Annotated in this window: 20 protein-coding genes; 11 read left to right on the top strand and 9 right to left on the bottom strand. The window is 68.3% G+C overall.

Going from position 1 to position 24134, the window contains the following annotated elements:
- The first annotated feature begins 841 nt into the window (after positions 1-841).
- The 3 genes from ABZV91_RS01850 to ABZV91_RS01840 all read left to right on the top strand — a co-directional run bounded on the left by ABZV91_RS01850 (position 842) and on the right by ABZV91_RS01840 (position 3871).
- Positions 842-2185: a cytochrome P450 gene (locus ABZV91_RS01850; protein ID WP_355233923.1), complete on the top strand. Its 1344-nt coding sequence runs from the start codon at positions 842-844 to the stop codon at positions 2183-2185.
- 25 nt (positions 2186-2210) lie between these two features.
- Positions 2211-3311, top strand: a complete 1101-nt coding sequence (locus tag ABZV91_RS01845) for a terpene synthase family protein (RefSeq protein ID WP_355233921.1) — start codon at positions 2211-2213, stop codon at positions 3309-3311.
- 110 nt (positions 3312-3421) lie between these two features.
- A complete protein-coding gene (locus ABZV91_RS01840) occupies positions 3422-3871 on the top strand; it encodes an SRPBCC family protein (RefSeq protein ID WP_355233919.1) in 450 nt (149 codons plus the stop codon).
- Positions 3872-4094: 223 nt separating this feature from the next.
- On the opposite strand, the gene ABZV91_RS01835 is transcribed toward ABZV91_RS01840, so the two are convergent.
- On the bottom strand, positions 4095-4445 hold the full coding sequence (locus tag ABZV91_RS01835; protein ID WP_355233917.1) for a hypothetical protein: 351 nt from the start codon (positions 4443-4445) through the stop codon (positions 4095-4097).
- A gap of 321 nt (positions 4446-4766) precedes the next feature.
- On the opposite strand from ABZV91_RS01835, the gene ABZV91_RS01830 reads away from it, so the two are divergent.
- From ABZV91_RS01830 to ABZV91_RS01820, 3 genes are all read left to right on the top strand, one after another.
- Positions 4767-6335: an AIM24 family protein gene (locus tag ABZV91_RS01830; RefSeq protein WP_355233915.1), complete on the top strand. Its 1569-nt coding sequence runs from the start codon at positions 4767-4769 to the stop codon at positions 6333-6335.
- A 40-nt stretch (positions 6336-6375) separates the two neighbouring features.
- Positions 6376-7941, top strand: a complete 1566-nt coding sequence (locus tag ABZV91_RS01825) for an NAD(P)/FAD-dependent oxidoreductase (protein WP_355233913.1) — start codon at positions 6376-6378, stop codon at positions 7939-7941.
- A gap of 131 nt (positions 7942-8072) precedes the next feature.
- The gene (locus ABZV91_RS01820) at positions 8073-9524 is read left to right on the top strand and encodes a three-helix bundle dimerization domain-containing protein (protein WP_355233911.1); all 1452 of its coding nucleotides are present in this window, start codon (positions 8073-8075) and stop codon (positions 9522-9524) included.
- Between the two features lie 48 nt (positions 9525-9572).
- Here ABZV91_RS01820 and ABZV91_RS01815 read toward each other — a convergent pair whose 3' ends face one another.
- Together ABZV91_RS01815 and ABZV91_RS01810 are read right to left on the bottom strand one after the other, a co-directional pair.
- A complete protein-coding gene (locus tag ABZV91_RS01815) occupies positions 9573-10493 on the bottom strand; it encodes an LLM class F420-dependent oxidoreductase (protein WP_355233909.1) in 921 nt (306 codons plus the stop codon).
- A 55-nt stretch (positions 10494-10548) separates the two neighbouring features.
- Positions 10549-10767 carry a hypothetical protein gene (locus tag ABZV91_RS01810; protein ID WP_355233907.1) on the bottom strand — a complete coding sequence of 73 codons (219 nt, stop codon included), beginning with the start codon at positions 10765-10767 and terminating at the stop codon, positions 10549-10551.
- A 324-nt stretch (positions 10768-11091) separates the two neighbouring features.
- On the opposite strand from ABZV91_RS01810, the gene ABZV91_RS01805 reads away from it, so the two are divergent.
- Positions 11092-13176, top strand: coding sequence for an AMP-binding protein (locus tag ABZV91_RS01805; protein WP_355233969.1), 2085 nt, complete (start codon positions 11092-11094; stop codon positions 13174-13176).
- A gap of 216 nt (positions 13177-13392) precedes the next feature.
- Complete coding sequence (locus tag ABZV91_RS01800; protein WP_355233905.1) at positions 13393-14766, top strand: metallophosphoesterase; 1374 nt, start codon at positions 13393-13395, stop codon at positions 14764-14766.
- A 90-nt stretch (positions 14767-14856) separates the two neighbouring features.
- Here the strand turns inward: ABZV91_RS01800 and ABZV91_RS01795 are convergent, their stop codons facing one another.
- Complete coding sequence (locus ABZV91_RS01795) at positions 14857-16098, bottom strand: hypothetical protein (RefSeq protein ID WP_355233903.1); 1242 nt, start codon at positions 16096-16098, stop codon at positions 14857-14859.
- 151 nt (positions 16099-16249) lie between these two features.
- Here ABZV91_RS01795 and ABZV91_RS01790 point away from each other — a divergent pair, with 151 nt between their 5' ends.
- Positions 16250-17026, top strand: coding sequence for a siderophore-interacting protein (locus ABZV91_RS01790; RefSeq protein ID WP_355233901.1), 777 nt, complete (start codon positions 16250-16252; stop codon positions 17024-17026).
- A 17-nt stretch (positions 17027-17043) separates the two neighbouring features.
- Here the strand turns inward: ABZV91_RS01790 and ABZV91_RS01785 are convergent, their stop codons facing one another.
- The gene (locus ABZV91_RS01785) at positions 17044-17820 is read right to left on the bottom strand and encodes a M50 family metallopeptidase (protein WP_355233899.1); all 777 of its coding nucleotides are present in this window, start codon (positions 17818-17820) and stop codon (positions 17044-17046) included.
- 236 nt (positions 17821-18056) lie between these two features.
- Here ABZV91_RS01785 and ABZV91_RS01780 point away from each other — a divergent pair, with 236 nt between their 5' ends.
- Entirely contained in the window at positions 18057-18524 is a 468-nt protein-coding gene (locus ABZV91_RS01780; RefSeq protein ID WP_355233897.1) for a hypothetical protein, read from the top strand.
- Between the two features lie 3 nt (positions 18525-18527).
- Here ABZV91_RS01780 and ABZV91_RS01775 read toward each other — a convergent pair whose 3' ends face one another.
- Positions 18528-19745 (bottom strand): helix-turn-helix domain-containing protein, encoded by a 1218-nt coding sequence (locus ABZV91_RS01775; RefSeq protein ID WP_355233895.1) that lies wholly within the window; start codon positions 19743-19745, stop codon positions 18528-18530.
- A gap of 165 nt (positions 19746-19910) precedes the next feature.
- Complete coding sequence (locus ABZV91_RS01770; RefSeq protein WP_355233893.1) at positions 19911-20435, bottom strand: DUF3558 family protein; 525 nt, start codon at positions 20433-20435, stop codon at positions 19911-19913.
- Positions 20436-20861: 426 nt separating this feature from the next.
- Here ABZV91_RS01770 and ABZV91_RS01765 point away from each other — a divergent pair, with 426 nt between their 5' ends.
- Positions 20862-22301: an MDR family MFS transporter gene (locus ABZV91_RS01765; protein ID WP_355233891.1), complete on the top strand. Its 1440-nt coding sequence runs from the start codon at positions 20862-20864 to the stop codon at positions 22299-22301.
- Here ABZV91_RS01765 and ABZV91_RS01760 read toward each other — a convergent pair.
- Positions 22285-23268, bottom strand: coding sequence for a hypothetical protein (locus ABZV91_RS01760; protein ID WP_355233889.1), 984 nt, complete (start codon positions 23266-23268; stop codon positions 22285-22287). The two genes, ABZV91_RS01765 and ABZV91_RS01760, sit on opposite strands and share 17 nt — an antisense overlap.
- A gap of 255 nt (positions 23269-23523) precedes the next feature.
- Complete coding sequence (locus ABZV91_RS01755) at positions 23524-24075, bottom strand: hypothetical protein (protein WP_355233887.1); 552 nt, start codon at positions 24073-24075, stop codon at positions 23524-23526.
- Between the last annotated feature and the right edge of the window lie 59 nt (positions 24076-24134).

Below are 24134 nucleotides of genomic sequence, written 5' to 3'. Positions count from 1 at the left end.
GTTGCGAAACTCCCGATAACTTCGCGGGTGTATTCGCGGCCCGATGCTCTTCGGTCCCGCTCGAAATGTTGATAGCCTGTGCGCATCACGTCGGCGTGCACGAAAATGCCACGCGGTAGCCGATGGCTCCTGGGTCGGGTTCGGCCCCCTCCGCTCCTCGGCAAGAGAACAGAATCGCCCACTCGGACGGCTGTGGAAACGCCAGCGTTGACTGTTCCACGAAGCTGACACGAGACACTGATTCCGTGCGCGCGGGCACGGGTCGGCCAGTTCGACCGATTCGGTTTTCCCCCTGCGGATTCCGAGGATTGAGGTCGTAGGACAGGGGCGCAGTTTATTTCACGGTGGGCCAATGCTGCCGTCGGAACTGCCGGGCCTGCTCTCGAACGCCAGGGCGGCGCGGCTGCGGTCGGGCTGATGGGCGGCCAGGGTGTCGGCCATCGACATCTTCAACCATGCGAACCGATGAGCTGGCACCGGACGGTGTTTCCGTGGCCCCCAGATGACTCTCCCCGCCGGACCTGGAATATTCGGATTCGTCGGCGAAATATTGGTCCAGCACCGCGCCAGTTGGCTTGTTCCTCCGCGTGGAGAGCCACGGAACCGGTATCTCGTTGTCCTGCTTGGATTCTCTGCTATTTTCAGAAGCTCCCAGACGTTCCGGCGGATCGGAAGATCATTGTGGTGGCCACGCCCCGAGCCTTGATCTGAATCGGGATACATTGTCACGTGACACGCGAGGTGCTACTGTCCTAGCGGAGCAAAAATGATCTCGCGGTCGCTATATCGATTCACGAAATAGATATAGGTCGACGGCCCACTTTCGGAATGAAGTTATGCTATGAAAACCTTGACCACCATTCCCGCGGCACCACGAGAATGGTGGATTCTAGGTCATATTCCCGCACTGCTCCGCGAACCTCTGGCTTTCTTCCGACTACTTCCGGCCTGTGGTGATCTGGTGCGAATCCGACTCGGCCCCGCCCAGGCTGTCGTGGTGTGCGATCCAGAGTTGACCTGGCAAGTATTGAGCCACGATCGCCTCTTCGATAAAGGGGGGCTGTTCATCGAGCGCGCACGAGAGGTTTTCGGCGACGGACTCGGAACCTGTCCGCACAGTGTGCACCGGCGGCAGCGACGTCTGGTGCAACCGGCGTTCCATGCGGATCGTCTGCCCCGTTATGCACAGGTCATGAACGACCGGATCGATGAGGTGGTCGGCTCCTGGCGACCAGGTCAGGTACTCGACGTACTCGCCGAGATGACCACGATCACCTCCACAACAACAGCTGCCATGATGTTCACCGACGCCCTGCCCACGCAGCTGCGCCGGCGGGCGCTCGACGATCTCACCACTGTGCTGTCCGGCATCGTCGAACAGATGCTGATACCACCTGCGCTCGGCAAGTTCCCCACACCGAGGTGGCGCCGCTACCGACGAGCCAGAATCCGGCTACGGCGAACTCTTCAGACGATCATCGTCGATCGGCGGACCGAATACTCCGGCCGGGACGATCTACTGTCCGTGCTGCTGTCCACCCGCGACGGAGAAGCGGATAGTCGCGGTCTGAGCGACAGCGAGATCCTCGATCAGGTCGTATCGTTCTTCTTCGCCGGAACCGATACCACGGCCTCCACACTGGCGTGGGCATTTCACCTACTGGCCGGACATACCGAGATACGTGACCGGTTGCACGCGGAAGTCGACGAAGTCCTGGCCGGGCGTCCCGTGACCTATGCCGACCTGCCTCGCCTGGAATTGACCCGCCGCATCATCGCCGAAACCCTACGGCTGTGGCCGGCGGGATGGATGTTCACCCGTACGGTCACCGCCGAAACCCGCCTCGGCAACCATCTCCTTCCTGCCGGTACCACGGTCGTCTACAGCGCCTACCTCCTGCATCATCATCCAGGCATCTTCGAACAGCCCGATCGTTTCGACCCCGACCGCTGGTTACCGGAACGAGCTCGATCGATCTCACGTCACGCCTATATCCCCTTTGGCGGGGAGCCCGGAAATGCCTCGGTGACGCGTTCGCTCTCACCGAGGCTGCTCTCGCCTTGGCCGGTATTTCCGCCCGATGGCAGCTACAGCCCCTGCCGGGTCAGCGAGTTCGTCCCGGAGTGGCCGCGGTCATCCGCCCGAGAGGCTTGCATATGCGTGCCGTGGCGCGTTCGTCCGTGACTCGGTGCTCGGCCGGTGGCGAACGATGAATCGATCCCGTTGTAACGAGGCAGCCGGACCGTCCGCCGTCGACGCGACGGCGAAAATGGCACTGGAAGTGATCGAGTCGTTCGGCGTGCCGTGCGGTCAGGTGTCCAGCGCCCGTAACGGGCACGCCGAGCAGGCACACATGATGACCCGGAACTGGGCGAACCAGTACGGACTGCTCGGCGATCCGCATCGACAGGAGATGTTCGACCAGCTCCGATATGCCGACATGTTGGCCTATGGATGTACCACGGCGCCGCCCGAACGACTGGCACTGTTCGCACAGTGGTTCACCTATTACTTCCTGCTGGACGACCAGCAGGACCTGGCAGTCCTCACCGGACGCACCGAAGACTTCGTCGCCTTGCAGAAGGATCTCCACTACGTCTTCCATTCACGTGGTGTAGATGGTTCCGCTCGAACTCGCAATTTCTCGGCCGCGGTGGCGGATCTGTGCCGCTGCACCGCGCCGCATGTATCGGACGAGTGGTGGGACAGGTACGTCTCTCATGCCGATGAAGTGTTCGCCGCGCAACGCGCGGAGAACGTACTCCGGTTGACGGGTACCTTTCCCGACCCGGAAGAATTCAAGGTCATCCGCCGTCGGGCAGGTGCGGCGGACATGGTGTTCGACATCATCGAAGCGTGCGAAGGTATGGAGATACCGGAATCGATCCGGTACGGTTCCGCATGCTCTCGGTATGCCGATGATCTCAACGACTTCACGACATGGACCAACGATGTGTTGGGCGTCGACCACGATGCCGCCAACGGCGACCCCAACAACTACGTGCTGATCCGCGAGCATGCCGGTGGTCTCGACCGTCGTACGGCGATCGAGACGGTCACCGCCGAAATCGTGGAACTGGTAGCCAACCTACCGATTCGTAGGGAGGACGTTCGCCGCTCCATCGGTAAATTCTCGGTGCCGCAACAGATTCGAATCGAACGGTCGCTTGATGCCTGGTTCGACTGGGCGATGAACGTCCCGATTCACTACATGCGAGCCCATGGCCGTCTCGCCCAGATGGACCGGGCACGCCCAGGCGAGCCACCAGCCTTCACCGAGGATTTGCTGAATCGTCGTTCGACGGCGTAACACGACCGCGGCGGGCTGTTACGACAGCACTTCCGCCGCCACGAGGACCGTACAAGGCCCCGACCGGACGAGTCCGCGGTACCACCGCCACTCCGGTCGGCAACGAGGAAATGGTGATCTATATGAGCCGTGCTTACGTGAGCTCCATCCTGGATGCTCCGGTATCGCGGGTGTGGTCTGTGCTGGGTGATTTCCACAGCCTGGCGAGGTGGGTGGCGATGATCGCCACCTCGGAGCCCGAAGGTGGCGAAGGGATCGGTTCCGTGCGCCGCGTGACCCTGGTCGACGGCCGTGTCGTCGGCGAGCGGCTTGTCGCCTACGACGGACCTCACCGGAGCTACGCCTATGAATTCGACGATGCACAGGCTCCGTTCCCAGTGGGGTCGTACCGGGGTACCGTTCATGTGCTGCCGGTCACCGATTCGGAACGGACATTCGTCGAATGGTACGGCGACTTCGACTGTGAGGCGGACGCCGTCGATCTACTTCGTGAGACGTTCACCGGCATCTACAGCGAGTTCATTGCCGATCTTCGGAAACATCTGAGCACACCCTCATAGAACCGCCCCAGCAATTTCGGCATGTGGGGGCCGTACCTCGACGACCCGTCATACGGGCGGGTCCGCAGCCTCCGTGGCGGTGGCGATCGGGTTCCTTGCTGGTCTGCTCGCTGCCCTGCTGAATACTTGCAGGAACCGTCCGGGGGCGTGACCCATGACTGCCACACAGATCCGCCGGTCGGCCTCGCGCGAAGAGGTCGATCGGCGGATCGGTGGGCCGCCCTCAGGCCGCGGCGGCGTGGCGGAGGGAACCTATCGCGGTGGCGAGGTCGTCGACGTCGACCACCAGGCGGGTGTAATCGTGTCCCCGCAGGTCGATGCGGACGGCATTCCCGCCGAAGAGGGTGTCCCAGTATTCCTTCCGGCCCTTGCCGCGGAAGGTGCCCGCGGCGATCGCGCCGGGGAAGAACACCCCGGGGGCCCGCACCCAGGGGGGCCGGCGGTCGATTTCGGCCGGTTCGACGGCCACGATATTGGTGAGGTCGAAGGTGATGTGGTCACACAGCGACAGCACTCGGTGCGCGCCGCGGACGTGAACAGTGACGGTGGTGCCGGTGATCTCGAAGTCCACCATGGGTTCCTCCCTGATGCCGAGTTCCGCTCGTCTGATTCCAGGATGCCGCCGTGGCCTGGCCGTTGGCTGTGCTGCGGCTGTGAAAATTCTCAGGTTCGGCGGCGGTTCACCGGAGTCATCGTCGCCGGGTGCCGTGGCGTTTCGTCGCAGGTGGTGTGCTCGCGGGCGGCGTGTCGAATACTGCGGTGGCGCGCCGCGGGCGCTATCGGTCAGACTCGTCGGTGTGGATCAGAAGTCATACGGGTGGGCGGCCGGGGGCCGGGTCGCCCGGGAGACCGGGCTATACCCGGTCCGGTACCTATCGGGTCGGGGTGATACGAGGTGACCGCGCTCGCGCCGGGGGAGAACCGGCCCGCGCCGGGTGACCGGCTGACAGTGACGGTGACCTGCTCCGCGCCGGTCGATGTTTCGGCGCTGCTGCTCGCCGCGAACGGAAAGGTCAGGTCCGACGGCGATTTCGTGTTCTTCAACCAGCCCGCCGGGCCGGGGGTGACCTACCGGCACGGGCAGGGCGCCGGCGATGTCGTCGACGTGCAGACTCCGGCCGTTCCCGGTGATATCGACAAGGTGGTGGTCACCGCGAGTCTGGACGGCAGTGGGCCGCCCACCTTCGGTTCGGTGGGGTCGCTCACCGCGACGGTGACCGGGCAGCAGGGCACGCTCACCTTCGCGGTGTCGAAGCTGAGCACCGAGACCGCGGTGATCTGCGTGGAGATCTATCGCCGGGCGGGCGCGTGGAAGGTGCGTGCGGTCGGGCAGGGGTACGACAACGGCCTGGCGGGTATCGCTACCGATTTCGGGGTGAACGTCGACGACGATCCGGTCCCGCCGGCCCCCGCCCCGGCACCGCCCGCGTCTCGTACGGATCCCACCATGGTAGCCAATCCGGTTGCGGCGCAGCCCCCTTCCGCTCCGCAGTATCAGCCCCCGCGGTCTCCGGCGCCGCAGCATCAGGCGCCGCAGTACCCGCAACATCCCGGCCCGCCGCCGGTGCCGCCCTCCGGGTACCCCGCCGCGCCGCCGGCGGCCGGATACCCGCCGGCGCCCGGTTATCCGCCCCAGCAGCCTTATCCACCCGGGCCGGCCCATCCGGTGCCGCCCGCCCCCGCGCACCAGCCCCCCGCATATTCTTCCCAGCAAGGAGCTCAGCCGATGCACAGCGAGCTGTTCGACCCGCGTCATGCCGAAGTGTCCGGGATGGGCATCCAGAAGCAGGGCAGCAAGATGATCAAGGTCGGGGTGAACGGCGAAACGCTGGTCCGCTCCGGATCCATGGTCGCCTATCAGGGCGATCTGCATTTCCAGGCGCTCGGCTCCGGGGGGATCGGGCGGGCGATCCAGCAGCGGCTCACCGGCGAGGGCGTCCCGCTGATGAAAGTATCCGGGCGCGGTGATCTGTTCGTCGCCAACGGCGCGGCCGATGTGCACATCATCGATCTGGACGGTACCGACGGGCTCACCATCAACGGGTCCAATGTGCTCGCCTTCGACCCGACCCTGGGTTACGACATCCGGATGGTGCAGGGCGCGGCCGGTTTCGCCAGTAACGCCGGCCTGTTCAACTGCGTGTTCACCGGCCGCGGCCGGATCGCCATCACCAGCCACGGCGGCCCGGTCGTGCTCAATGTCGATCAGCCCACCTATGCCGATCCGCAGGCGGCCATCGCCTGGTCGTCGAGCCTGCAGACGAGCGTGAAACGCAACGATTCCTTCGGGCTCGGCCGACTGATCGGCCGCAGCACCGGTGAGGGCATCACCTTGTCGTTCGCCGGCCGGGGTTTCGTGATCGTGCAGCCCTCGGAGTTGCCGCCCGGCGGGATGCTCGGCGGGACCGGTGGCGGGCAGGAAGCCGGACAGAGCGGCGGGTTGCTGGGCGGTCTGCTCGGTTAGCCTCACCGCCGAGGCCGCGGGAGTGTGGTATCGACGTCCTATGGCGATGCGGTCCCGGTACGACGTAGTGATCGTGGGCGGCGGGCACAACGGCCTTGTCGCGGCGGCGTATCTGGCCCGCGCCGGGCAGTCGGTGCTCGTGCTGGAACAGGCGGCGGCGACCGGCGGCGCGGCCGTCTCGGCCCGGGTGTTCGACGGTGTCGACGTCCGGTTGTCCCGCTACTCGTATCTGGTCAGCTTGCTGCCGGATCGGATAGTCGGCGATCTGGGCCTGCGCTTCCGCACGCGTAAGCGGCGGATCTCGTCCTACACGCCGGTCGGATCGTCGGGGCTGCTGGTCGACAACCGGTCCCCGGCGGCCACCCGGGACAGTTTCGTGCGAGTCACCGGATCGGACCGTGAGTTCACGGCGTGGCAACGGTTCTACGCGATGACGGGGGAGGTGGCACGGGCGGTTTTCCCGACGCTCACCGAGCCACTGCCGACCGCCGACCGGCTCCGGCAGCGGGTGGGCGGCCGGGTGTGGGCGGACCTGTTCGAGCGGCCCCTCGGCGAGACGATCGAAGAGTATTTCGCCGACGACGTGGTGCGCGGCGTGGTGTTCACCGACGCCCTCATCGGCACGTTCACCCATGCGCACGATCCATCCCTTGCCCAGAACCGCTGTTTCCTCTACCACGTGATCGGCGGCGGCACCGGCGACTGGGATGTGCCGGTGGGCGGTATGGGTGCGCTGACCGACGCGCTGGCCGACGCGGCCCGGGCCGCGGGAGCGGAACTGGTGACCGGTACGGAGGTGACCGGCGTGGCGACCGACGGGCGCACCGCGGCGGTGGAATTCGCCGGGGCGGCGACCGGGACCGTGGCGGCACGGTATGTGCTCGTCAACGCCTCGCCCACCGAGGCGGCGCGGCTGCTGGGCGAATCGGTGGACGGAGAACCCGAAGGCGCGCAGATGAAGATCAATATGGTGCTGGAGCGGTTGCCGCGCCTACGCGACCCCGCGGTGACCGCGCACGACGCGTTCGCCGGGACCTTCCATATCGCTGAAACCTATGAGCAGTTGGCGCGGGCGTACCGGGAGGCGGCGGCGGGACGGCTGCCCGCGATCCCGCCCGCGGAGATCTACTGCCACACCCTGACCGACCCCGGTATCGCCGCCGATTCGTCGCTGCACACCCTCACGCTGTTCGGATTGCACACTCCGAGAAGTCTTTTCGAGTCGGATCCGGAAGCCGCGAAACAGGCCGTGATCACCGCGAGCCTCGACGCGCTCGACGCCGTGCTGGCCGAACCCGTCCGGGACTGCCTGGCCCGCGATGCCCACGGCGCGCCGTGTCTGGAGGCCGCCACACCGGTGGATCTGGAACGCGCGCTGCGATTGCCCGGCGGGCACATATTCCACGGTGATCTGTCTTTCCCCTATCGGACCGGGCCCGCGGACACGCTGGCCCAACGCTGGGGCGTGGCGACCGCGCACGCGAATGTGCTGCGCTGCGGAGCGGGCGCGGTGCGTGGGGGCGGAGTGAGCGGAATCGGCGGGCACAATGCGGCCATGGCCGTTCTCGAGGAAACCGCCGCCCAGCATCCGGGAAATGCCGGATGAATTCTGGTCGGAGAATCGGCGGTCACGCTCACTGGTGGGAGTATCCGAATACTTTGTGGCGGTAGGGTTGTCGGCTGTGGATCGGCCCGGCGGGTCGTTTCGATTCCATGCCCGGCGCCGAGGAGATATACGTGGCACTCGATACCGTCCCGAAAAGCAGGGCCCCCGAGGACAAAACGGCTCGGGAGCAGAAAGCGATACGCGAACTCGCGGGCCGACTGGCCGCCGCCTATTCCGAGGATCATTCACCCGACGAGGTGAACGTCGCGATCCGGACCGCACACGAACGGTTCGCCGCGAGCACGGTCCGTGATTTCGTTCCTATTCTCGTGGAACGGGTGGTGCGCCGGGAATTCGAATCCGCCGAGGAGGCCGGTGCCACCGAGGCGGTCGGCGCCCCGGGCGTCGGCCCGGTCGCGGTGTCCGAGGGCGCACCGGCCGCCGCGACCGAACCGGACGATACCGATCGTCGGCTGCGGACCGACCGTCGCGGACTGTTCGCGCTGGCGGGGGCCGCGGGTGTGGTGGCCGTGGGCGCCACGGCCTGGGCGGTGTCGCGACCCGATTCCACTCGCGCCCCGGCGGTACCGGTCGCCGGGGCGCCGCTGACGAAGGTCACCGGGGTGGTCGGTTCGGAGAAGACGGCGTTCTTCGCCGACGAGCGGGTCGCCCGGGTGTTCGCCGCGCACGGCTACGACGTGCGGGTCGAGGCGGCCGGATCGCGGGAGATCTCCACCTCGGTGAACCTGGACGGCCGGGCTTTCGCGTTCCCGTCCAGCCTGCCGGCGGCCGAACGGCTGAAACGAGAGGTGGGGGTGAGCACCCAGTTCGTACCGTTCTATTCGCCCATGGCGATCGCCACCTTCACCCCCATCGTGCAATTGCTGGACGCGGCCGGTGTGGTGAAGTTCGACGGTCCGGCGCCCAGCCTGGATTTCTCCGCCTATATCGATCTCGTCCAGCGCGGCGTGCGGTGGGACGAGCTTGCCGGTAACACCTCCTACCGGGTGGGTAAGAACATCCTGGTCAGCACCACCGACGCCCGGACTTCGAATTCGGCGGCCATGTACCTGGCGGTGGCCAGTTACGTGGTCAACGATCACGCGGTCGTGCGTGGGGCCACCGCCGAACGGCATGTGCTGCCCACTCTGCAGCGCCTGTTCCTGGCGCAGGGGTACACCGAGGGCTCCAGCACGGGCCCCTTCGAGGAATACCTGACCGCGGGTATGGGGCCGACCCCGATGACCTGGATCTACGAGGCGCAGTATGTGGCGGCCGCGGTCGAGGGCCGCCTGCGGCCCGATTCGGTGTTGCTGTACCCGTCGCCCACCGTGCTGTCCCGGCACACCGTCGTCCCACTCACCCCGGAGGGGGAGGAGATCGGTGCGCTCCTGCACAACGATGCCGAGTTGCAATCGCTGGCCGCCGAACACGGTTTCCGGACCGGGGATGTGGCCCGCTTCGACGAGGTGGTCACCGAACACGACGTCCCGGTGTCCCCGGACCTGGTGGATATCGTCGATATCCCCGCCTACGAGACGCTCGAGCATCTGATCGACGGGGTGGCTGCCGCGTACCGGTGATCCGGCCGCCGGGCGGACGGAGCCCGCGGCCCCGTCCGCCCGCCGGACTCACAACTGTGCGGCGACCTCGCCGGCGATGAGCTCCAGATGGTCGAGGTCGGCGAGGTCCAGGATCTGCAAGTAGATCCGCTGGGTGCCGATCTCCCGGTAGCGCCCGATCTTGTCGACGACTTCCGCGGGGGACCCGGCCAGTCCGTTGGCCCGTAGTTCGTCCACCTCGCGGCCGATCGCGTCGGCGCGGCGCGCGATCTCCGCTTCGTTCGCCCCCACGCAGGCGACCAGCGCATTGGAGTACACCATGCTGTCGGCCGCGCGGCCTCCCGCGGCGACCGCGGCGCGCACCCGGTCGAACTGGGCGGCGCTGTCGTCCACCGAGACGAACGGGGCATTGAACTCGGTCGCGTATCGCGCGGCGAGGCGCGGGGTGCGTTTCGGTCCCTGGCCGCCGACGATCACCGGGACCGGCTGCTGGACAGGCTTGGGCAGGGCGGGGGATTTCACCAGCTCGTAGTACTTGCCGGTGAAGTCGAAGGTGTCACCGAGCCGGGTTTCCCAGAGCCCCGTGATCACGGCCAGCTGTTCTTCGAAGCGGCCGAATTTGTCGTCCGGGAACGGTATCCCATAGGCAGTGTGCTCATCGGCGAACCAGCCGGTGCCGAGTCCGAGCTCCACCCGGCCTCCCGACATCTGATCGACCTGGGCCACCTGGATGGCCAGCGGTCCCGGCAGCCGGAAGGTGGCGGCGGTGACCAGGGTGCCGAGACGGATCCGGCTGGTCTCCCGGGCCAGGCCGGCCAGTGTGATCCAGGCATCGGTGGGGCCGGGCAGTCCGTCGACCGAGCCCATGTGCAGATAGTGATCGGAACGGAAGAATGCCCCGAAGCCGAGGTCCTCGGCGGCGCGGGCCACGCTCAGCAGCGTCGGGTAGTCGGCGCCCTGCTGTGGTTCGGTGAAGATTCGCAGTTCCATGGACCTCATCGTGCCGCACCGGTGTGGCGGCGGCCGCGGGCGGCATACCCGTGGGTCAGGCCGCGGGGCCGGTCATCTTCGTGGGCGATACCCGATCGGACCAGCCGCAGGGTAGCGAGCAACTGGCGATCACGAGTGTCTCGATCTCGCCGTTGTCGAATACGCGCCGGGTGGATTCGGCGCGGGCCGGATATCCGCAGGACGCGCATTTGCCGAAATAGTCGAGAATCTCGTCGATGTGGGTGATGGCCACCCGGCGTCGGCTCTGGTGCATCGTGGTCCTCCGGGTCGCGAGCTGGCGGTACGCGGCCGAATGTAGTTCGCGCACAACAGCTGTGCTGGTGGAGTGCGCGGTCGCTGGGAGTTCTCACACCGGGGCGGCCGTCCGGCTTGGGCAAGCTCCAACAGGCGGGTTCGGCACCTGTGGTGAACGCCGGGCAAACGGCTTCGTGACCTGTCACAGACCATTGCTACTCGCTGGTAACAACTGCGGCGCCGGGCTATTGTGAGAGAGATTACAGATGGGTTACCCCGCCGACCCGGTTGTTCGTTGCGGGCCGACGAGAAGTTGCGGGAGTTGGTTACCGACGTCATAGATATGGTCGCGGAGATTCCCGCGGCGCGTGCCGCTGTCTGGGAACTGCTCCTCGACCCGCAGACCTATCCGCGGGTGTTCACCGGTATCGGTGCCTGCGCCGGGCTGGACCGGCCCGGCGCGGAGCCGGTGTTCGAATTCCGGCTCGGTACGCCGGAAGCCGGTATCCGGGTGCTGCGCGTGCGCGTGGTCACCGGCCGGTGGTACGAGAGCCTGGAACTGCACGCGCCGGAGATCGGCAGTTTCGCGGCCCTGCGAATGTACGGCGAGGGCGACCGCAGCACCGTATCGATCACCTTCTTCGCGCCGGGGCGGGTGCATCGGCACCTCACCGACCTGTCGAATTCGGCGATCCAGGACTGGACCGCCAAGGGTCTGCGCCGGATCGCCGATATCCTGCGCGGCGCGCGGACGTCCACGGTGGTCAACGGGGAGGGTTCGCTGGTACGCCGCCAGCTCGAGGTGCTGCGTCAGGTCACCGTCAGCGGGGTGGTCCGCACCCGGCCCGATACGGTGGTGAAACAGCTGCTGTCCCTGAACAAGTGGGGATTCAATCTGGCGGGCGGGTACGCGGCCGGAGCCGCGTACGCTCCGGCCCGGCTCGCCGTGATCGACGATCAGGGGTCGCGCACGTTCGCCGAGATGGACCGGCGCAGCACCCTCCTGGCCGGTGCGATGGCGGCCGTGGGACTCGGCGCGGGTGACGCGATCGGACTACTGTCCCGCAACCACGCCGGAATGGTCGAAACCATGGTGGCCGCCGGTAAACTCGGCGTGGACGTCGCGCTGCTCAATGCCGGACTGTCCGCGCGCACCATCGAGCAGATCGTACAGCGGCACCGGCTCTCGGCCCTGTTCGTCGACGGCGACCTCGAACAACTGGTGCAGTATCTGCACGACGATCTGCCTCGGTTCACTACCGACCAGCGGCCGCCCTCTCCCGGGCGGTACACCCTCGAGGATCTGATCGAGACGGGGGAGACGGAGTTCCGTCGGCCCGCACATCCCGGTCGGCTGATCGTGCTCACCTCGGGCACCAGCGGCGTGCCGAAAGGCGCGCGGCGGCCACATCCCAAAGGATTCGGCACCATCGCCGCGTTGCTGTCGCGGATCCCGATGGAGATGGAATCGACGATGCTCATCCCGGCGCCGCTGTTCCACACCTGGGGGCTGGCCGGGTTGCAGCTGAGTACCGCGCTGCGGTGCACGGTCGTGTTGCCGGAACGCTTCGATGCCGAGGACTGCCTGCGCGCGGTCGCCGAGCACCGGGTGGCCACTGTGATCGTGGTGCCCACCATGGTGAATCGGATACTGGATCTGCCCCCGGCGGTACGCGCCCGCTACGACACCTCGAGCCTGCGTCAGGTGATCAGTTGCGGGGCACCGCTGGCGGGTGCGACGGTGCTGCGGTTCATGGACGCCTACGGCGACATCCTCTACAACGTCTACGGATCCACCGAGGTCTCCTGGGCGACCATCGCCACCCCCGCCGATCTGCGCTTCGCGCCCACCACCGCCGGGCGGCCGCCGCTGGGCACCCGGGTCTCGGTGCTCGGACCCGACCGCAAACCGGTGCCTGTCGGCGCCACCGGGCATATCTTCGTCGGCAACCACATGCTGTTCGACGGCTACGTCAATTCCGCGCCGCCCGACGAAGCGCACGGCATGCTCGACACCGGGGACCTCGGATACTTCGACGTCAACGGCCGGTTGTTCGTCGCCGGCCGGGACGACGAGATGATCATCTCCGGGGGCGAGAACGTTTTCCCGCGGCCGGTGGAGGAGGCCCTGGCGCATCTGCCCCAGGTCAGCGAAGTGGCGGTGGTGGGTGTCCCGGACCCCGAATTCGGCCAGCGGCTCGCGGCGTTCGTGGTGAAACACGAAGGGGCGGGACTGGATTCGGATATGGTGCGCACCTATATCCGGCATCGACTCAGCCGTTTCTCGGTGCCCCGGGACGTGACCTTCCTGTCGGCGCTGCCGCGCGGAGAAACGGGAAAGATCTTGAAATGGCTGCTGGCCGGACGACAGGACGGGGAGCTTCCACCGTCCGGTCCGTTCGGGCTGGGGGTCACCGGGTCGGTGTGACACCGGCCGCGGGCGCCGCGGCGGCGCGAATGCCGGTGTGATGCCGAAGGACCCGATGATCACGGCGACATGCTGTTATCCGTGGTTGCCGGACCGGTCGCGCCGGCCCGCGTGTGACCGCGGTGCGGGGTAACGGGTGCGGGGGCCACGGAGGACCGGGCGGCGAAGGGTAGATTCATCAGCCGCACAATCAATCGGTCGGGAGAGGCATCCTCCGTGGTAGTAGTTTCCGTGCTCACAGGACTGGCCGTGGCGTGGTTGATCGCCGGGCTGCACTGGTACCTGTGGCGGCGGCTCGTTCGCGACACCACGCGGGACGGATCTCGCTGGCGGATACCCGGCGGTATCGTGCTCGGGGCCGGCGCGATCGCCATGTGTGGTGCTTTCGGCGTGATGTTCGCCGAGGTGGACCGGGCCGACTGGCGCTGGTTGACCTGGCCCGGCTTCCTGTGGGCAGCGCTGTTCCTCTATCTGCTGCTCGGCGTGCTGGCCGGGGAGGTCATCCGGCCGCTGCTGCTGCGCGGCCTGGTCCGGCGCGACGCCGGCACCGCGGCACCGGCCGGGGGGAGCGAAACCCGCGTCGTGGCGGACGCGGCGCCCACGGCCGGGTCGGACGTGACCCCGCAACCGGTCGGCGCCGCGGTAGGGGACGCGTCCGGTACCGGCGCGACACGGTCGGGCCTTCCCGGCGTGGCGGGCCCCGCGGGGTCGGACCCCGCCACCGCGGTATCCGCCGAGGCGCCGCCTCCGGTGGCCCGGACCCTGTCGCGACGCCTGCTGGTTTCCCGGCTGGCCGCCGGGGCCACCGTGATCGCGGCCGGTGCGATCGTGGGGACCGGTACCTACGGAGTCCTGGACGGGCCGGCGGTGCGGCGGGTGACCGTACCGCTGGCGAAACTGCCCGCACAGGCCCACGGTCTGCGGATAGCCCTGGTCAGCGATCTGCATCTGGGGCCGGCGCTGGGCCGCGCGTTCTGCGAACGGGTGGTGCGCACGGTGAACGACACCCGCCCGGACCTCATCGCGGTCGTCGGCGATCTCGCCGACGGGACGGTGGACGATCTGCGGGCCGAAACCGAACCCTTGGCCGGTCTCACCGCACCCCTGGGCGCCTATTACGTACCGGGCAACCACGAATACTTCGCCGACGCCGACGCGTGGCTGGCCCGAGCCGCGGAACTGGGTATGAAGGTGCTGCTCAACGCGCGGGTGTCGCTGCCGTACTTCGATCTCGCCGGGGTCGACGATCCCAGGGGAACCGCTATCGGCCGGGGACCCGATTTCGCGGCGGCGCTGGACGGCCGGGATACCGGGCGAGCCTGTGTCCTGCTGGCCCACCAGCCGGTCGTGGTCCACGAATCCGTGGCCCACGGGGTCGATCTGCAATTGTCCGGGCACACCCACGGGGGACAGTTGTGGCCGGGCAATCTGATCGCGCGCCTGCCCAACCCGACCGTGGCGGGGTTGGAGCTGTACGGGGCGACCGCGCTGTACGTGACCCGCGGGGCCGGCGCCTGGGGGCCGCCGGTGCGGGTGGCGGCTCCGTCGGATATCACGGTGCTCGAGCTGGCCTCGCTCCAGGGAGTCTGAGTCACCGGTCCGTCCGTGCTGCCGGCCGTGCCCGGTCTCGGGGCGGCGATCGCTCGGCCACGGTGTGCCGGGACTTTCGCGCCGGCGAGGTCAGAGGTGGGTGAGCAGGTTCTCCAGCCGTTCGATCCGGGGGGTCTGCACCGGAGTGAACTCGGGGGGATGGTGGATCTCGACGCTGAGACGGTCGTCGTAGGTGGTGATGATGCTGGTGCCGCCGCCGGCCTGTGGGGGGCGGCGTCCGGTCGGATCGGGTTTCGCGATCATGGTGGTGCGGAAGTCGTGGATTCGGAGCGTAGGCACCGACAGCCGGGGTAATCGCCCCCAGTTCGTGGTCATCACCGTGTCGAACGGGTTGGCCGGTGGGGCGGCCAGGGTGTCGGGAAGCTGGAGCGGGGTCTGCTGGATGTAGCCGGAGGCGAGGTCGGTGCGCAGCGCGTGGAAAACGCCGCGGGCCAGCGCCGTGAGAGTGGCCTCGGTACCGGGCACCGGCCGGTACCCGGCGAATCCCAGCACATTCGTTCCCTCGGTCGGGCCGATGGGCGGCCGGACCCGACGCCGCAGATCCACCGAATACGAACACAGCAGTTCGTCGACCGGCAGCTGCCGGGCCTCGGATTCGGTGAGCAGCAGGGCGGCCGCCACCAGACTGTGCACGGTCACTCCCGCCCGGTGCCCGTATGCGACGAGCGCGCCGGTCTGCTCCCGGCTCAGCCGGCAGCGGGTGGTGAGCAGGGGCGGGTACGGGTGTTCGTTCGCGCTCAGCGCATCCGCCGGGGGTAACGGCGGTGCGGCCCGCTGCGGTTCGGTACCGCCCGAGACGGGCCGGCGCACGACTCCCCGGCCGGCCAGCAGATCCTCCACCGGCATCGGCTGCCGGGTGGGCGGGAGTGTGGGGCCTCGCCCGGCCGCGGCGGCCACGTAGCAGTGCCACAGCTGCTCGAGCAGGTGCAGGCCGTGGGTGGCGTCGGCGATACTGTGGTGCACCAGCAGTGTGACGCTCGCGGTATCGCCCGACCGCACCACGTGCAGTGTGCCCAGCGCGCGGCGCTGATCCGGGTCGGCGCCGGTCAGCAACTGTTCCGGGTCGCCGTCGGCGACGGTCAGCACGACCTCGGGCGGTCCGGAGGTGACCAGGGTGTGGCCGACCGGCTCGGTGGGCGCGAGCTGCGCCCCCAGGATGGGGTGGGCCGTGACCAGGACCTCGAAGGCGGCGGCCAGTGCGCTGAGGTCGATCCGCCCCGACATTCGGGCGCAGTATCCGACGAAGACCTCGCTGAATGCGAAGATCTGTTCGCTGGGCGCCAGCGGGCGGATGACGGTTGCCGCGGTCATGATTGGTGCCTTCGTCCGGAAGTTTGTGTGAGATTAACCCAAAAATGGTTCCTTGCCGGATATTTCGGTCGGTACGAGACGGACGCTACACAACCGGTCCGATACGGCTGGTACGTTCGCTTAGGTAAACCTAATTAGTGAAGGAGGCCGGATGGCCAGAAAGCGCACGACCATGACCGTCAGCCGGACGGAGTGGCTCGGCCCACATATCGTGCGGGTGTACCTGGGTGATCCCGGATTCGACGACTTCGACGCGAACGAATTCACCGACGCGTATGTGAAACTGCTGTTCGATCGCCCCGACGGCGAGGTGATGCGCACGTACACGGTCCGTTCGGTGGACACCGCGGCCCGCGAGATCGCCATCGACTTCGTGGTGCACGGCGACGAGGGCGTCGCGGGCCCGTGGGCCGCCGCGGTACGGCCGGGCGAGCAGGTCACGTTCTTCGGCCCCGGCGGAGCCTACGCCCCGCGCGCGGACGCCGATTGGCATCTGCTCGCCGGTGACGAGGCGGCGCTGCCCGCCATCTCCGCCGCCGTGGCGGCGCTGCCCGAGGGGGCGCCGGCGAAGGTGTTCATCGAGGTCGCCAGCCAGGCCGACGAGATCCCCTTGACCTCCGAGGCGCTGGTCGACGTCACCTGGGTACACCGCGGCGGCGGCGCCCACGAGGTCGGCGACGACCGCGCCGGTGACAACGCGCCCCTGATCGGCGCGGTACGGTCGGCGCCGTGGTTGCCGGGCCGGGTGCAGGTCTTCATCCACGGGGAGGCGCAGGCCGTGATGCACAATCTGCGCCCCTACATCCGCAAGGAACGCGGTGTCTCCGCGGAGTTCGCATCCATTTCCGGGTACTGGCGCCGGGGGCGCACCGAGGAGAGCTTCCGGGCCTGGAAGAAGGAACTCGCCGCGGCCGAGAGCGTCGGCTGAGCGCGCGCCCGGCGGGATCAGCTCGCCGGGCAGTCCGCGCCGTTGGGGACCGGCAGGCAGATCCCCGCGGTCGCCGACAGGAGCAGGCCCGCCCCGGCTACGAGTGCGCCGAGGGCGACGGCCAGGAAGACGACCACCCAGAGCAGGCCCGGCAACCGGGTGAGCCGGGCCAGCTGGTCGGCGTCGGTGGTGCCGTCACGCATCCGGGAGCGGGTGCGCTGCAGTTCCAGTACCGGGCGGCTGCCGGCCAGCAACAGCAACCAGGTCGCGAGATAGGCGAACCCGGCCTGCAACGCATCGGAGCCGAACCACGACACCGCGAAAACCAGTGCGCCGGTGGTCACCACGGAGACCACGCCGTACACGTTCCGGATCATCACCAGCATCACGGCCAGCGCGGCGATCGCGATCCACAGCATGAGGGTGATGCGCCCGGCGCCCAGCAGCGCGGCGAATCCGAGTCCGACCAGGGGTGGCGCCGGGTAGCCGGCCAGCGCGGTCAGGATCATGCCGAGCCCGTAGGGTTTTCCGCTGGACACCGTGAGTCCCGAGGTATCCGAATGCAGGGTGATGGCATTGAGCCGACGTCCGCTGAGCAGCGCCACCAGCGCGTGTCCGCCCTCGTGCGCGATGGTGACCACATTGCGGGTGATCCGCCACAGCGGGCCGTAGGCCACCAGGAGCAGCGCCGCCACCGCGGTGGCGAGTACCAGCCACGACGGCGGCGCCGCCTGGGTCGTCGTGAGCCGCTCCGCGATGGAACTGCTGCGGTCTATCAGATCACCGGTATCCACCGCCGCACCTTAACCGGGGGCAGCGGCGTGGCGCTCGTCGTGGTCCGGGCACAGCGACCGGTTCCGCCGGTGGGCGACCGCACGAAACGGAAGTATCTGTTGATGGGACGTCTCACTATCTTTGCCGACCCGAGTTCCGAGGTGGACCGAAGTCCGGGCGATGTGTCGGCCGGAGAAAGGTGGGTAACTATACGTTTGTCCATATCGGTTGCCGGTCGCTGGTGGAGGGAGCACGTATGTGCACGGGTGAGCAGTACGACCGTGAGCCGGAGCAGCCCCGGGACGAGACATTCGAGGTCCCGGATCCGGCGGAGCTGATGTGGATCTGGTCGGCCGACAGCGCCCGTCCGGCCGCGCGCGAACGGCCCGGCTCGGATTTCGAGACGGCCTTCCGAGTGGGACTGGGCATGGCGCTGGCACTGCTCGACGATTCGGATCCGTCCGGACGCCAGGTGCTGGCCCGGCTCGAGGTGGCCGCCGCGCGCTGGGCGCGTGAGGACGTGCCGCTCGAGGTTATTCAGCACGCCCTGCACGAAGGGGTGAAAAGCGGCCTGGGTCTGCGTAGTTCGACAGCACGGCAGACCGTGGGCGCCGCGGCCGAGAGCGTGGACGGATGTTTCGTGGTCGATGTGCTCGATACGCTGACCGCGGCCGTGTCGCGCGCCTATGTGGCTCAGGTACGCAGCGGTCAGGGGCGGGCGTGAGGGTCAGCTCGCCCGGTAGCTGCGCGCCACGAGAGCGGACCGCAGGTACCACAGGCCCGACGGCTGAGTGGGATCGAAGCCGGTGAGCTGGGCGACCCGCTTGAGCCGATAGTCGATGGTATTGGTGTGGATGTGCATCAGCCGGGCGGTGCGCTGCCGGTTCAGGTTGTTGCTGATATGACGCTGCAGAGTTTCCAGCAGCTCCGGATGATCGTCGAGCGGATCCAGAAGCGATCCCAGGTATTCGCGGCCGGGGCCGGGCCGGGTCAGCTGGTATTCCAGGGCCATATCGTCGAACCGGTACAGTCCCGGCACACAGTCGAGCCGCTGCACCATATCCAGCAGTTCGTGGGCCTGATCCGCCGCCGAGGGGACCTCCGCGGTGGGCGCCTCCACCACCGCGGCGCTGATCGGCACCTGGGCCGCCCGCGACAGCTGCGCGACCAGTTCGTCGAGCTGCTCGCCGGTCAGGATCTCGGCGGGGAGCAGGACCGTCCCTCCGTCCACGCTCAGCAGCGACAGCGCCGAATCCTCGCAGCGGGTCGCCAGTTCGGCCTGGACCCGGCGTAGTTTGCGGCGCGCGACCACCTTGCCGTCCAGCGCCGGGACCGCTTCGTCCGGGTGGGCCGGAATGGCCATCGCCAAAACGGTGTAGGCGGGGGCGATCTCGATGCCGCACTCGCGGGCCATGGTGGAGGTGCTGTGCCCGCCGAGCAGCGCGGAGGTCAGGGTGTGCACGGCGGTGTGGTGTTCGCTCACCACCGACCGTAGTTCGCGGACGTAGGCCATGGAGATACAGACGGTCATCGTGTCCAGCATCTCGACGACCAGCTTGGCCCCGTCGACCAGCGCCGAGTAGTCGGTGACGGTCGCATTGGACACCACCAGGTCCAGGCCGAGCCGGAAACCCTCGTGCACGGCATGGTGGATGGTGTCGATCGGGACGCCTTCGCGCGCCCAGCCGGCTGCGGCGTTCTCCAGCCGCCGGGTCTTCTCCGGAATGTCCTTGCCGTCGAGCATGCTGACCGCGAGTTCGAGGCAGGTCCGGGTGATGGTGGTGACATCGCCGTGGATGGCGTCCCCGGGCAGCGTCCCGCAGGGGACCACGTTCTCCACGAAATGGCCCACCATGCGGCGGGACAGTTTGCGCACATCCTGTAATGGGGCGGACATGGGCTGGCCGGATAGCGTCAGCTTGGTTCTGGTCGTGTCGACGGTCATGCTGCTGACTCCTTCTACCCCTGGGTGGCGAGACTGCGGCTCCACAGTAATGATCATGTGTCCTGTTCCGGGTGGCTTTGCGAACTCGATTGGACGACCGTGCAGGCACCGACCTTCCGGCTTGTGACCGGTCACAGTGGTCCGAGTTGTGGTCGAACCCGCTGATCAGGCCGGGAACGCGGGTGCAAGGGCGCTTGCCGCGCGTTCGGCCCGAGGGCAGGCGTTCTCGGTCGCGCCCACGGCGCTGTCGACCCGGACCCGCACCACGCCGCCGTCGGCGGTGGGCAGGGCGACGGTACAGGTCGTCGCGGTCTCGGCGGCGCCGGCGTGCAGTAGCCGGCCGGTGCGGTCCGCGAGGGTGACCTCGGTCCGGGTGTCGCCGGCACCGGCGACCTCGTCCGGCGACCCGTCGGCGGAGAACAGGACGCGCAGCGCCGCCCGCTCACTACTCCATCCGCAGCCCGCCCAACCCGGTTCGGTGGCCACATCGCGCCGAATCGACCCCGGCGCGAACCCCGATGCGGTGAGCAGCCCGGCCGGAAGGCCGCACGGGTCCCAGATCGCCGCGGGGTCCGCCGGTTCCGCCGCACCACCACAACCGGCGGTGAGGATCACGAATGCGGTGGCCGATCCACCGAACAGGATACGGGCGCAAACCCCCGGTCGGCGCGAGCGTGGAAGAGCTGTCATGGCGCGGATGCTAGCCACCGGTTCGGCTGTGCCACAGCCGCTCTGTGCGGGCTCACAGCAGTTCGGGAAGCAGTGTTGCTCTGCGGCACAAGCCACGCACTCCGCGGTGTGCGCCTTCTCGCGATGATCGGTGTTCGTCGTCGGGCACGCCCGGTCTCGGAGCGACCGAGCGTATGCGCGGAGCTGTCCACAGTCCGGCGACCATCAGGACTTGCCGGATGGTGATCCGGTCCGGGCCTGTCGGGCACGCGTCCGCCGATCTCGTCCGTCTACTCCGGAGGGTGGGCCCCGGTCGGCGCCCGAGGCCTCGCGAACAGATCCAGCCGTCTCATCATGTGGAAATGCGGCGGCGCCCGCGGTGGCGCGGGGAATACGGTGACCCGGCGATCGTGTTGACGTGTCCGGTCCGGAGAAAGAGGTGCGACAGTGGTGGCGGAGACGGTGCGAACCGATGTGGGGCTCCGCTCCGAACGAGGCGCGATCCTCGGATCGCTCATGCTGGCCACCGGTCTGATCGCACTCGATTCCACCATCATCGCGACCGCGGTGCTCACCATCACCGAGAGCCTGGGCGGTTTCGCCCAGTTCCCGTGGTTGTTCTCCGTCTATCTGCTCGCCCAGGCCGTCACGGTGCCGGTGTACGGCAAGATCGCCGATACCGTGGGCCGTAAACCGGTGCTGTTGTTCGGGATCGCTGTCTTCGCTGTCGGCTCGCTGCTGTGCGGGCTCGCGGGCAGCATGCTCTGGCTGATCGTGTTCCGGGCGGTGCAGGGTATCGGTGCGGGGGCCATCCAGCCCATGACCATGACGATCGCCGGCGACCTGTACACCCTGGCCGAACGCGCGAAGGTCCAGGGCTATCTCGCGGGTGTCTGGGCCTTCTCCTCGGTCTCGGGTCCGCTGCTGGGTGGTGTCTTCGCCGAATACGTCGGCTGGCGCTGGATCTTCCTGGTCAATCTGCCGTTGTCGGCGTGGGCCGGGTGGATGTTGCTGCGCCATTTCACCGAAACCCCTTCCCGGCGACGCCGTCAGGTGGATTACACCGGTGCGCTGCTGCTGACCTCCGGCGCGGGGGCGATCATCCTGGGGTTGCTCGAGGGCGGCCGCGCCTGGGCCTGGACCTCGCCGACCAGTATCGCGATCTTCGCCGGCGGCGCCGCGGTGCTGGTGGTGTTCGTCCTCGTGGAACGCCGGGCCGCCGATCCGGTACTGCCGCTATGGCTTTTCACCCGGCGCGTGGTGGTCGCCAGTTCGGCGATCTCCGCGCTGGTGGGCGCGTTGTTGCTCGGGCTCACATCCTATGTTCCGACCTTCGCCCAGGGTGTGCTGGGCGCCGGGGCGGTGGTGGGCGGGTTGACGGTCGGCGCGCTGACCCTGGGCTGGCCTGTCTCGGCATCCCAGTCCGGCCGGGTGTATCTGCGCATCGGCTTCCGGCGCACCGCCCTCATCGGCGGCGTCACCGCCACGGTCGGTGCCGTCGGCACCCTGTTCATCGGGCCCTCGACGTCCATCGCGCAGGTCGCCCTCACCTGTTTCGTCATCGGCCTCGGCATGGGGCTGGTGGCGAGTCCGACATTGATCGCCGCCCAGACCAGCGCCACCTGGGGTGAACGGGGCGTGGTGACCTCGGCCAACATGTTCGCCCGGTCCATCGGCAGTGCCGTCGGTGTAGCCGTGTTCGGCGCGCTCGTGAATTCGCGGGTGGGCGATACCGGCACTCCCTCGCCGACGGCGCTGGCCGAGGGAGTGCATCTGGTGTTCGTGGCGGTGGCCGTCATGGCCGTGGCCATCGTGGTCGCCTCCGCGCTGATGCCCGGCCGCGCGGAATCGGCCGGGCATCGGGGGACCGTCACTCCCGAGCGGTGAGCACTTCCACTCGCTCGCCGGCATCGAATTCGATCACCTGGTGGACCCGGGAATCGCCGACCGGCCCGAGGTCGGCGACGACGACCTCACCACGCTGAGCGATCGATTCGACCAGCGCCTCCTGGGGAGTACCGTCCGATCCGGCGATGAGGATCCGGTCCCCGACCGCCAGTGCGTCGGCGCGGACTCCGCTGTCGATCAGGCGCGGGGTGAAAACGCCGCAATAGGTGCGGCCGGCGGCATCACCGACTCCGCGCTGGGCGATCGTCCACCAGACGGGTGCGGTGCTGTCACCCGCCGTCCGGCGGTGCCAGCGCAGCACCCGGTCCCGGCCCGCTTCGGCGGCGGCCCGGCTCTCGTGTACCGAGACATGCCGGCGCACCGGCGCGCTACGCGGCTTCACGGTGCCCGCGGCACCGTCGACCACCAGGATCCAGGTGGCGTACTGCTCCTGATCGCGGGCCGCGTTGACCCGTTTGGCCAGCGCCTGGCCGGGCGTCGCGCCGAGCCGATCGGCGACCTCGGCCAGGTTCTCCGCGAGCCCGAGCGCGCGCAGGAACGCGGCCACTTCGATTTCGGCGGTATCGAGCCGCTGGGCGAGCACCGGCATGGGCGTGCGATCACGCCAGGCGCCGCGGGCGATGTGCTCGTGTTCGGTGAGCCAGAGCGCGGACGGGCCGTGCCGGTGATGGTCCAGTACGACCGCCCACCAGTCCCAGTGCGGATCGGCCGCCATGCGGTCCCGGATCCATCCGGCCCGGTCGTTCGCGCGTACCTTCTCCTCCGGCGGAACGAAGTTCCGCAATGCCGCCTGGACGGCGGACGGGGTCCGGCCGAGCTCCGCGGCGATATCGGGCAATGCTCTACCCGCCCGCAGTTCCGCGGCGATGGCCCGGTATTCCGATTCGCGCCACGATGTCCCGTGCTGACGCGGCGGCAGCAGTCGTTCCTGTCCGATTTCACTCATCACAGAACCCCCGGTTCCGAAGCGCCGGAGGGACTTGCGGTGCGGCCGGTCCGCCGGCCGCACATTACCCCTCCGACTGTGTCCTACCTGCATGATTCTACGTGGGGGGTCCGACAGAAACCGGCCCCGCGCCGCCTGTGCGGGCCGGGGCCGGACGGAGATAGTCGTTCCGGCGCAACGGGTTCGGCGCACCGGGACAACAGGAGAGCCCGGCCCGGCCCACCGGTTCCGATGGGCCGCAGCCGAGTTCGTCGATCAAGGAGTGGAGTAGCCGATCAGCGCGCCGACCCCCGCGCCGATCGGAATGGTGATCAGGGCGCCCACGCCACCCAGGAAGAAGCCGAGTACGGCACCGATACCGCCGCCGATCAGGGCGCCGATCCCGGCATTGTGCAGTTTGCGGGCCTCGGTGTCCGGGTCGGCCACCAGCTGGGCCACGTGCTGCCCCGCCGGTGTGGACGCGTCCGGGGTCAGGGTCAGGGTGCGGCCGTCGGCCGAGATGGCCGATGCCAGCGGCGCGGTCTGCCCGGCGGCCGCGACGCCCAGCGGCAGCGTGGTGAGCACACGGCCCGCCGGATCCGACACGGTGACGGCCGCGCCGTCGGCGGTGAGCGCGAAGCTGCCGGCGTCGAGAGTCGTGACGATCGCGGTGCCCGCGTCGTTCGGCGCCACGACATAGCCGATGCCCTGCTCGGCGCCGCGCACGGCGACCTCGGTGGCCACGGGCTGTGCCTGCGCGGTACCCGCGGCGACGCCCAGGGCGCCGATCGAGATCAGCGCGGTGGCGGCGAGTTGCTTGATTCTCATGGTGTTCCCCACTTGTTCTGCCGGCACTGCGGCGCCGACGGTCCCCAAGAAGCCGGATC

Origin of the sequence: Nocardia sp. NPDC004568 (assembly GCF_040609955.1) — a bacterium.
Lineage (GTDB): Bacteria > Actinomycetota > Actinomycetes > Mycobacteriales > Mycobacteriaceae > Nocardia.
This window is presented reverse-complemented; position numbering and strand designations above follow the sequence as displayed.

Excerpts from the sequence above, each read along its gene's own strand:
- ABZV91_RS01760 (WP_355233889.1), bottom strand. The coding sequence starts at position 23,268 with ATGAGTGAAATCGGACAGGAACGACTGCTGCCGCCGCGTCAGCACGGG.
- ABZV91_RS01755 (WP_355233887.1), bottom strand. The coding sequence starts at position 24,075 with ATGAGAATCAAGCAACTCGCCGCCACCGCGCTGATCTCGATCGGCGCC.
- ABZV91_RS01780 (WP_355233897.1), top strand. The coding sequence starts at position 18,057 with ATGTGCACGGGTGAGCAGTACGACCGTGAGCCGGAGCAGCCCCGGGAC.
- ABZV91_RS01810 (WP_355233907.1), bottom strand. The coding sequence starts at position 10,767 with ATGCACCAGAGCCGACGCCGGGTGGCCATCACCCACATCGACGAGATT.
- ABZV91_RS01775 (WP_355233895.1), bottom strand. The coding sequence starts at position 19,745 with ATGACCGTCGACACGACCAGAACCAAGCTGACGCTATCCGGCCAGCCC.
- ABZV91_RS01835 (WP_355233917.1), bottom strand. The coding sequence starts at position 4,445 with ATGGTGGACTTCGAGATCACCGGCACCACCGTCACTGTTCACGTCCGC.
- ABZV91_RS01815 (WP_355233909.1), bottom strand. The coding sequence starts at position 10,493 with ATGGAACTGCGAATCTTCACCGAACCACAGCAGGGCGCCGACTACCCG.
- ABZV91_RS01805 (WP_355233969.1), top strand. The coding sequence starts at position 11,092 with ATGGTCGCGGAGATTCCCGCGGCGCGTGCCGCTGTCTGGGAACTGCTC.
- ABZV91_RS01795 (WP_355233903.1), bottom strand. The coding sequence starts at position 16,098 with ATGACCGCGGCAACCGTCATCCGCCCGCTGGCGCCCAGCGAACAGATC.
- ABZV91_RS01825 (WP_355233913.1), top strand. The coding sequence starts at position 6,376 with ATGGCGATGCGGTCCCGGTACGACGTAGTGATCGTGGGCGGCGGGCAC.
- ABZV91_RS01790 (WP_355233901.1), top strand. The coding sequence starts at position 16,250 with ATGGCCAGAAAGCGCACGACCATGACCGTCAGCCGGACGGAGTGGCTC.
- ABZV91_RS01770 (WP_355233893.1), bottom strand. The coding sequence starts at position 20,435 with ATGACAGCTCTTCCACGCTCGCGCCGACCGGGGGTTTGCGCCCGTATC.
- ABZV91_RS01845 (WP_355233921.1), top strand. The coding sequence starts at position 2,211 with ATGAATCGATCCCGTTGTAACGAGGCAGCCGGACCGTCCGCCGTCGAC.
- ABZV91_RS01840 (WP_355233919.1), top strand. The coding sequence starts at position 3,422 with ATGGTGATCTATATGAGCCGTGCTTACGTGAGCTCCATCCTGGATGCT.
- ABZV91_RS01850 (WP_355233923.1), top strand. The coding sequence starts at position 842 with ATGAAAACCTTGACCACCATTCCCGCGGCACCACGAGAATGGTGGATT.